This window comes from Streptomyces sp. NPDC002793 (assembly GCF_040295485.1).
Taxonomy (GTDB): domain Bacteria; phylum Actinomycetota; class Actinomycetes; order Streptomycetales; family Streptomycetaceae; genus Streptomyces.
This window is the reverse complement of sequence record NZ_JBEOVL010000018.1, coordinates 145,681-153,499: the sequence shown is the minus strand read 5'-3', so window position 1 is coordinate 153,499 and position 7,819 is coordinate 145,681. Positions and strand designations below refer to the sequence as shown.

Genomic DNA, 7,819 nt, shown 5'->3' with positions numbered 1-7,819 from the left:
ACCGGGGCCCTCCGGGCGCTTCCCTTCGTTCTTGCGTTTCCGACTCTATCAGACTCTTTCGTGTCCGATTCCCGGCCGAAGCGGGTTCCTGCTCGGCAGTTAATTCACTGCCGCGCTTTCCAGTTCTTCGCTTTCGCGTTTCCCTTTCGGCGTGGTCACTACATTAGCCGATTTCCTCCGCGACTCATAATCGAGTCGACCGGGACAAATTCGGCATGCCGAAATTGCACCCGCCAGGGGTGAATCGTAGGTAGTGGTTGGCCCTCTCACGATGCTTCGGCCCGATCCGATGGACCGTGCCAAGAACAACTGCATCCGTTCAAGCGGCTCGGACTACATTAGGGAAACAGCAGGGGCAAGTCAAGTTGCGTCGCGGCGAGGCGCCTGAGCCCACCTCTGCGCCGGCTCACCGACGGGCCGTGAGTAAGGCGCACGGCGGCTCAGGCTCCGGCGGACGGCTTGGCTCTCGGGCTCAGTCGGTATGCCGAGACCGTTGGATCACCGCGGAGGTAGAAGCGGTGCTGCCAGTCGTGGGCCTTGCTCACGCCTACCCGAGGACCAGCCTGGACGAGCGCGGCAGGTACCGGCTCCCCCGCGGACAGCATGACCGAGGTACCCGCCAGGAGGTCCGCGCCATCGTGCTCCGCCGTGATGCCGAGTGCCTGGCAGAAATTCCCCGGGCCTCGGGCGAGCCGTGGACTCTCCACCCTCTCCCCTCGCCGCCCGCGTGCCAGGTCTTCCCCCTCGATGACCCTGCCTGCCCGGATGAGGACAGCAGAGGCGACGCCGTCCGTCCCGGTGACGACGTTGGCGCACCAGTGGAGTCCGTGGGACCGGTAGACGTACAGGCGTCCCGCGGGTCCGAACATGACGGCGTTACGGGGCGTCCGACCTCGGTAGGCATGGGAAGCCGGGTCGGCCGAACCGGAGTACGCCTCGGTCTCCGTGATGGCGATGCTCACGGTCCCCTCGGGGGCCCTGCGGGTGATGACGCTCCCGAGAAGCTCGGGGGCGACTTCTTCGGCGGGCCTGTCGAAGAAGTCCCGCGTCAGCGGCGTGCGGTCCGTGCCCTCGTTCATGGCGTCCGAGGGTACCGGCCTGGGCGGGCTGGGAACCGGCTACGGTCATGGCGCGTATGTAGAGGTCAGGACCAAGGGAGGAAAGACATGGGCTTCAAGCGGTTGCTCGCGAGCATGGGTGCCGGCGGTGCTTCGGTCGAGACCGAGCTCACCGAACTCAACGTCGTCCCGGGCGGAGTCGTCCAGGGCGAGGTGCGGATCCAGGGCGGATCCGTGGACCAGCAGATCGAGGGCCTCTCGGTCGGTCTGCAGGCACGGGTGGAGGTCGAGGGTGGGGACCAGGAGACCAAGCAGGACATCGAGTTCACCAAGCTGCGCCTGGGCGGTGCCTTCGCGGTGCAGGCCGGAGCGGTGCACGTCGTTCCCTTCGGGCTGGAGATCCCCTGGGAGACGCCGATCACGATGTTCGCCGGGCAGCAGCTGCGCGGCATGAACATCGGGGTCACCACGGAGCTGGAGATCGCCCGTGCCGTGGACTCGGGTGACCTCGACGCGATCAACGTGCACCCGCTGCCCGCGCAGCAGGCGATCCTGGACGCCTTCGGGCAGCTGGGCTTCGGTTTCCGCAGCGCCGACATGGAGCGCGGCCACATCCGCGGCACCCGCCAGCGCCTGCCGTTCTACCAGGAGATCGAGTTCGTCCCGCCGCAGCAGTACCGGGGGCTGAACCAGGTCGAGCTGACGTTCGTGGCGGACGACCGCGAGATGGACGTCATCCTGGAGATGGACAAGAAGCCGGGGCTCTTCAGCGAGGGCAGCGACTCCTACCGCGCCTTCAAGGTGGGTCTCACCGACTTCCAGGGCACGGACTGGGCCGCATACCTCAACCAGTGGCTCGCCCAGGTCGGTGGCCAGCGCAACTGGCTCTGACGCCCCTTAGGGTCGGTGGGAAGACACCGCACAGCCGATCATGAGAGGTGCTGACGTGACCGAGCCGAAGAGGGCGCCGCTGCCGCACGACTTCCATCCCGAGGTTCCCTCGTTCACCGTGGTGAGCGAGGACCTCGCGCCGGGCGCCGTACTGGCGGACGCCCAGGTGTTCGCGGCGGGGAACACCTCGCCTCAGCTGCGGTGGGAAGGGTTCCCCGCGGAGACGAAGAGCTTCGCCGTGACGTGCTTCGACCCGGACGCCCCCACCGGCAGCGGGTTCTGGCACTGGGTGCTCTTCGACATCCCCGCGTCCGTCACCGAGCTCCCCGCCGGTGCGGGCAGCGGGTCGTTCGCCGGACTGCCGGAGGGTGCGGTACAGGCGCGCAACGACTACGGCGCGAAGGAGTTCGGCGGCGCCGCGCCTCCTGCCGGGGAGAACCACCGCTACGTCTTCACCGTGTACGCGGTGGACACGGAGAAGCTCGGTCCGGACAGCGACGCCTCACCCGCCGTGGTCGGGTTCAATCTGCGGTTCCACACGCTGGGCCGCGCCCAGCTGATCGGGGAGTACGCCGCCCCCGAAAGCTGAAGGTTCGCCTGCCGTTTGCCCTGCCCTGGTCTTGGAGAGATCAGGGCAGGGCACTTTTTATTGCGTTGTCCGTCACGGCTCACCCGGACAGAGTTGATCCGGGCCCGCCGACAGACGGGCGGCACAGGGGAGGTGGGCGGGATGCGGGACACGCTTGTACTCAACGCGAGCTTCGAGCCACTGTCGACGGTGACTCTCAACCGTGCGGTGATTCTGGTCCTTCAGGACAAGGCCGTCGTCGAGCAGTCGCATCCCGAGCTCCGTATGCGGGGTGCCGCCGTGGACATCCCGGTCCCGAGGGTGATCAGGCTCTGCAGGTACGTACGGGTGCCGTTCCGAAGACACGCGCCCTGGTCCAGAAGGGGTGTGCTCATACGGGACCAGCACCGGTGCGCGTACTGCGGGCGGCGGGCGAGCACCGTGGACCATGTGGTGCCGCGGGCCCAGGGCGGCCAGGACACCTGGCTGAACACCGTGGCCTCGTGCGCGGAGGACAACCACCGCAAGGCGGCCCGTACGCCGGAGCAGGCGGGCATGCCGCTGCTGCGTCAGCCGTTCGTGCCCTCGCCGGCGGACGCGATGCTGCTCGCGCTGGGGGCCGGAGACCGGTCGGCGCTGCCGGAGTGGCTGGCGCGCTCCGCCGCGTGACATCCGTGGGCACGGCCGCGAGCCCGCTCCCCCGCACCGGAGGGAGCGGGCTCGTGGCCGTCAGCGCAGCAGCAGTTGGACGATGGCCGCGGTGCCGACGACCACGATCAGGATGCGCAGGAAGCCCGGGCTGAGCCGGCGGCCGACCTTGGCCCCTATCTGGCCGCCGATCGCCGAACCCACCGCGATGAGCACGACGGCCGTCCAGTCGAAGTCCGCCACGAAGAGGAAGAAGAGCGCGGCGACGCTGTTGACGACGGCGGCGAGGACGTTCTTGACGGCGTTGAGGCGCTGCATCGTGTCGTCGAGCAGCATGCCCATCAGGGAGAGGTAGATGATGCCCTGGGCCGCCGTGAAGTAGCCGCCGTAGACGCTGGCGAGCATCAGGCCGGTGAACAGGAGCGGCCCGCCGTCGGCTCTGGCGGGGGTGCCGGTGCGCTCGCGGCGGCGCTGGACCGCTCTGCTGATGCGGGGCTGCAGAATCACCAGTACGAGCGCGAGGGCCACCAGGACGGGGACGATCGTCTCGAACGCCGTCGAGGGCAGGGCGAGCAGGAGGGTGGCCCCGGCCAGCCCGCCGATCAGTGCGCCGACGCTCAGTTTGAGTATGCGGCGGCGCTGGCCGGCGAGTTCCTTGCGGTAGCCGATGGCTCCGCTGATGGAACCCGGGATCAGACCGAGCGCGTTGGACACGGTGGCGGTGACCGGCGGCAGGCCGGTGGCGAGCAGCACGGGAAAGGTGATCAACGTGCCGGAGCCGACGATGGTGTTGATCGTGCCCGCGCCGACCCCGGCCGCGAAGACCGCGAGAATCTCCCAGATGGACAAGGCCATCTCCTTCGATGGTCAGTGATGCCTCCCCGCCATGAAGGTCGAGGGGCCTCACTGATCATGCCCGAAGGTGTGTTCCGGTCAGTCGAGCGGGGGCTGTTCCCGGCGCTCCACGTTGTTGCCGGCGTTGCCGTTGTTGCCGTTGTTTCCGGTGTTGAAGCCGGGGACGCCACCGCCGAGGTTGCCGAAGGCGCCGCTGAGGCCCTTGAGGGCGTCGCCGATCTCGCTGGGCACGATCCAGAGCTTGTTGGCGTCGCCCTCGGCGATCTTGGGGAGCATCTGGAGGTACTGGTACGAGAGGAGCTTCTGGTCCGGGTCTCCGGCGTGGATGGACTCGAAGACCGTACGGATGGCCTGTGCCTCACCCTCGGCGCGCAGGGCGGATGCCTTCGCCTCACCCTCGGCGCGCAGGATCGCGGACTGCTTCTCGCCCTCGGCGGTGAGGATCGCGGACTGCCTGATGCCCTCCGCGGTGAGGATGGCGGCGCGCTTGTCACGGTCGGCGCGCATCTGCTTCTCCATCGAGTCCTGGATGGAGGTGGGCGGCTCGATGGCCTTGAGCTCGACGCGGTTGACGCGGATGCCCCACTTGCCGGTGGCCTCGTCGAGGACTCCGCGGAGCGCGGCGTTGATCTCCTCGCGGGAGGTCAGGGTCCGCTCGAGGTCCATGCCGCCGATGATGTTGCGGAGCGTGGTGACGGTGAGCTGCTCGATCGCCTGGATGTAGCTGGCGACCTCGTAGGTCGCGGCGCGGGCATCGGTCACCTGGTAGTAGATGACGGTGTCGATGTTGACGACGAGGTTGTCCTGGGTGATCACCGGCTGCGGCGGGAAGGGGACGACCTGTTCGCGGAGGTCGATGCGGTTACGGATCGAGTCGATGAACGGGACGACGATGTTCAGCCCGGCGTTGAGCGTGCGGGTGTAGCGGCCGAAGCGCTCCACGATGGCGGCACTGGCCTGCGGGATGACCTGGATCGTCTTGATCAGGGCGATGAAGACGAGCACCACCAGAATGATCAGGACGATGATGATCGGTTGCATCGTGTGCCTCGTGCCCTTCGGTTGCCGGCGGATCGCGGTGATCGAGGTCTAACTTCCGTGGGGGTCACGGCCGTTGCGCTCTCATGATGATCGACTTCGAGTGTGTCAGACTGCGGGCTGCCCCGTAACCGGTTCGCTCACATGACCACGGCCGTCGCACCGTCGATGTCGACGACGTCCACCTGTCGGCCGGGTTCGAAGACCAGGTCGCCGTCGAGCGCGCGGGCGGACCAGACCTCGCCGGCGAGCTTGATGCGCCCGCCACTGCCGTCCACCCGTTCCAGCACGACGGCCTGACGGCCCTTCAACGCCTCGATGCCGGTGGCCTCCCCCGGCCGGCTCGCACGGTGTCTGGCCGCGATCGGGCGGACGACGGCGATCAGCGCCACCGACACCACGACGAAGACCAGGACCTGTGCGACGATGCCACCGCCGAGGGCCGCGACGACGGCAGCGGCCACCGCCCCCACGGCGAACATCCCGAATTCGGGCATCGCGGTCAGGACGAGGGGAATACCCAGTCCCACCGCTCCGATCAGCCACCACACCCACGCGTCGATGTCCACGGGGTCATCGTAGGACCGCGAGTGCACTCCCCGACAGGGCGCCGGAGAGGTTGGCCGTGGTCCGACTATCCACCGAGGGGCAGTCCGCGGGCGGTGTAGCGGTCGCCGTGGTGCTCGACGACGAGCGGCAGACCGAAGCAGAGGGAGAGATTCCGGGAGCTGAGCTCGGTCTCCATGGGACCGGCTGCGAGCACCTTGCCCTGACGGATCATCAGGACGTGGGTGAAGCCGGGCGCGATCTCCTCGACGTGGTGGGTGACCATGACCATGGAGGGGGCGTACGGGTCACGGGCCAGCCTGCCGAGGCGGCGCACCAGGTCCTCACGTCCGCCGAGGTCGAGCCCTGCGGCGGGCTCGTCGAGGAGGAGCAGCTCGGGGTCGGTCATCATGGCGCGGGCGATGAGGGTGCGCTTGCGCTCACCCTCGGAGAGCGTGCCGAACTTCCGGTCGAGGAACCCGGTCATGCCGAGACGGTCGAGGAAGGCGCGGGCGCGCTCCTCGTCGACGGCTTCGTAGTCCTCGTGCCAGGTGGCGGTCATGCCGTACGCGGCGGTGAGCACCGTCTGCAGCACGGTCTGGCGCTTGGGGAGCTTTTCGGCCATGGCCACACCGGCGATGCCGATGCGGGGCCGGAGCTCGAAGACGTCGGTGCCGACCCCGCCGAGCCGCTCGCCGAGGACCGTGGCCGTACCGGTGCTCGGGAAGAGGTAGCTGGAGGCGAGGTTGAGGAGGGTGGTCTTGCCCGCGCCGTTCGGCCCGAGGATGACCCAGCGCTCCCCCTCCTTGACCGACCAGGAGACGTCGTCCACCAGAGCGCGTCCGTCGCGGACCACGGATACGTCCACCAGCTCCAGTACATCGCTCATGGCGCGTTGTCTCCCCATACAGTGTCGAGATCGTCGCGTGCCTGTGGGCACAGCTCCCGGATAAAACCTACGCCACCCGAGGAGTGCTCAGGCCCTGGGGCCGTTCCCTAGGCTGTTCCCATGCTTTCGGAACCACGCTCAGGGCGGCTTGCCGCATGGGGAAACGCGCTTTTGGCCGGACATGTGTCACCGGACGACGCGGCGCTCGCGATCGTCGGCGAGGACGCGGTGCACCGCGTCGAAGGGTTGCCGGGTGAGGCGGGGCCCGTCGGGCTGACGCTGGCGCTCGGCCGGTTGAGGGGTCTCGGTGCGACCGGCTACCGGGTCGCGCTGCCGGTACCCGGGCATCCGCTGGGGCTCAGCGGGCCGCCGGGCTTCAACGCCCGGGCGTTGGAGGCCGAGGAGGCGGTGATCACGTCCGGGGCGCCGTACGGGCTCGTACCGGAGGTGAGTGAGGTGGGGCCCGGCGGTGATCTGCATGTCGAGGTGGTCTGGCGCTGCCTGCCTGTCCGGGAGGCGCCTCCGGCCGATGTGCCGTCGCTGGGCGAGGCGGAGCGGGAGCTCGCCGAGGCCTTGCGGGACGCGACGGCGGTGCTGTCGCGGCTGGACGTCGCCGGGTCCGGGCCGGTCGCGGAGGCCGCGGTGGATGCCTACCGGGCGCGGGCGGAGCGGGGACGGGAGGTGCTTGCGCCGGGCTATCCCCCGAGGGCGGTCCGGGTGCTGGAGCTCGCCCAGCGGGTGGGGCTGCTGGTGTCGGTGGCCCATGAGAACGGCCACGGCGGCGCGGTGAGCGCTTCCGAGATCGCGGCCAGGAGCGAGGCGCTGCGGCCGGTGGAGCGGGTGGCCCGGCGGGCGCAGGTCGCGGCGTACAACGCGTACGTGGAGGAGCGGGGGCGGTGAATCCCCGGTCGCCGGTCCCCCTCGGCTGATCCCCGGAGGTGGGGTCCCGGTCGGCTGGTTCACCCGGCCGGTTGGTCCACCCGGCCGCCGGAGGGCTCGCGGGAGCCCGCCCGGCGGCGAGGTACGAGGCGTGGGTCAGCCGTTCAGGCCGAGGTTGCCGAAGGCCGGGTTGAGCAGGCCGACCACGTCGACCGTGTTGCCGACCACGTTCACCGGGACGTTCACCGGGACCTGTACGACGTTGCCCGAGACGACGCCCGGGGAGCCGACGGCCGTGCCGTGGGCACCGGCGCCGCCGTGTCCCGTGGCTGAGGCGGCTCCGGCACCGGCGGCGATGATTCCGCCCGCGATCATGGTGACGGCTGCGGCCTTCTTCAGGTTCTTCACTTCAGGATCCTCCTCGCGTCGCTGCGGCCGACCGCCGCA

The 7,819-nt window shown here is 69.3% G+C and carries 10 protein-coding genes; 4 read left to right on the top strand and 6 right to left on the bottom strand.

The window, feature by feature from the left end:
• Positions 1-440: 440 nt before the first annotated feature.
• Entirely contained in the window at positions 441-1,079 is a 639-nt protein-coding gene (locus ABT001_RS19875) for a DNA-3-methyladenine glycosylase (protein WP_351279056.1), read from the bottom strand.
• A gap of 87 nt (positions 1,080-1,166) precedes the next feature.
• On the opposite strand from ABT001_RS19875, the gene ABT001_RS19870 reads away from it, so the two are divergent.
• The 3 genes from ABT001_RS19870 (at position 1,167) to ABT001_RS19860 (ending at position 3,186) form a co-directional block, all read left to right on the top strand.
• Positions 1,167-1,949, top strand: a complete 783-nt coding sequence (locus ABT001_RS19870; RefSeq protein ID WP_351279054.1) for a sporulation protein — start codon at positions 1,167-1,169, stop codon at positions 1,947-1,949.
• Between the two features lie 55 nt (positions 1,950-2,004).
• Complete coding sequence (locus ABT001_RS19865) at positions 2,005-2,538, top strand: YbhB/YbcL family Raf kinase inhibitor-like protein (protein WP_351279051.1); 534 nt, start codon at positions 2,005-2,007, stop codon at positions 2,536-2,538.
• Positions 2,539-2,679: 141 nt separating this feature from the next.
• Positions 2,680-3,186 (top strand): HNH endonuclease, encoded by a 507-nt coding sequence (locus ABT001_RS19860; RefSeq protein WP_351279048.1) that lies wholly within the window; start codon positions 2,680-2,682, stop codon positions 3,184-3,186.
• Between the two features lie 60 nt (positions 3,187-3,246).
• Here the strand turns inward: ABT001_RS19860 and ABT001_RS19855 are convergent, their stop codons facing one another.
• From ABT001_RS19855 to ABT001_RS19840, 4 genes are all read right to left on the bottom strand, one after another.
• Entirely contained in the window at positions 3,247-4,020 is a 774-nt protein-coding gene (locus ABT001_RS19855) for a sulfite exporter TauE/SafE family protein (RefSeq protein ID WP_351279045.1), read from the bottom strand.
• Positions 4,021-4,098: 78 nt separating this feature from the next.
• Positions 4,099-5,061 (bottom strand): SPFH domain-containing protein, encoded by a 963-nt coding sequence (locus ABT001_RS19850; protein ID WP_351279042.1) that lies wholly within the window; start codon positions 5,059-5,061, stop codon positions 4,099-4,101.
• A 137-nt stretch (positions 5,062-5,198) separates the two neighbouring features.
• Complete coding sequence (locus ABT001_RS19845; RefSeq protein WP_351279040.1) at positions 5,199-5,627, bottom strand: NfeD family protein; 429 nt, start codon at positions 5,625-5,627, stop codon at positions 5,199-5,201.
• A gap of 65 nt (positions 5,628-5,692) precedes the next feature.
• Complete coding sequence (locus ABT001_RS19840) at positions 5,693-6,493, bottom strand: ABC transporter ATP-binding protein (protein ID WP_351279037.1); 801 nt, start codon at positions 6,491-6,493, stop codon at positions 5,693-5,695.
• 120 nt (positions 6,494-6,613) lie between these two features.
• Here ABT001_RS19840 and ABT001_RS19835 point away from each other — a divergent pair, with 120 nt between their 5' ends.
• On the top strand, positions 6,614-7,393 hold the full coding sequence (locus ABT001_RS19835; RefSeq protein WP_351279035.1) for an Rv1486c family protein: 780 nt from the start codon (positions 6,614-6,616) through the stop codon (positions 7,391-7,393).
• A gap of 135 nt (positions 7,394-7,528) precedes the next feature.
• Here the strand turns inward: ABT001_RS19835 and ABT001_RS19830 are convergent, their stop codons facing one another.
• Complete coding sequence (locus ABT001_RS19830; protein ID WP_351279032.1) at positions 7,529-7,780, bottom strand: chaplin family protein; 252 nt, start codon at positions 7,778-7,780, stop codon at positions 7,529-7,531.
• Positions 7,781-7,819 lie beyond the last annotated feature (39 nt).

Coding starts and splice junctions, on each gene's coding strand:
- ABT001_RS19870 (WP_351279054.1), top strand. CDS start 1,167: ATGGGCTTCAAGCGGTTGCTCGCGAGCATGGGTGCCGGCGGTGCTTCG.
- ABT001_RS19855 (WP_351279045.1), bottom strand. CDS start 4,020: ATGGCCTTGTCCATCTGGGAGATTCTCGCGGTCTTCGCGGCCGGGGTC.
- ABT001_RS19875 (WP_351279056.1), bottom strand. CDS start 1,079: ATGAACGAGGGCACGGACCGCACGCCGCTGACGCGGGACTTCTTCGAC.
- ABT001_RS19840 (WP_351279037.1), bottom strand. CDS start 6,493: ATGAGCGATGTACTGGAGCTGGTGGACGTATCCGTGGTCCGCGACGGA.
- ABT001_RS19835 (WP_351279035.1), top strand. CDS start 6,614: ATGCTTTCGGAACCACGCTCAGGGCGGCTTGCCGCATGGGGAAACGCG.
- ABT001_RS19850 (WP_351279042.1), bottom strand. CDS start 5,061: ATGCAACCGATCATCATCGTCCTGATCATTCTGGTGGTGCTCGTCTTC.
- ABT001_RS19860 (WP_351279048.1), top strand. CDS start 2,680: ATGCGGGACACGCTTGTACTCAACGCGAGCTTCGAGCCACTGTCGACG.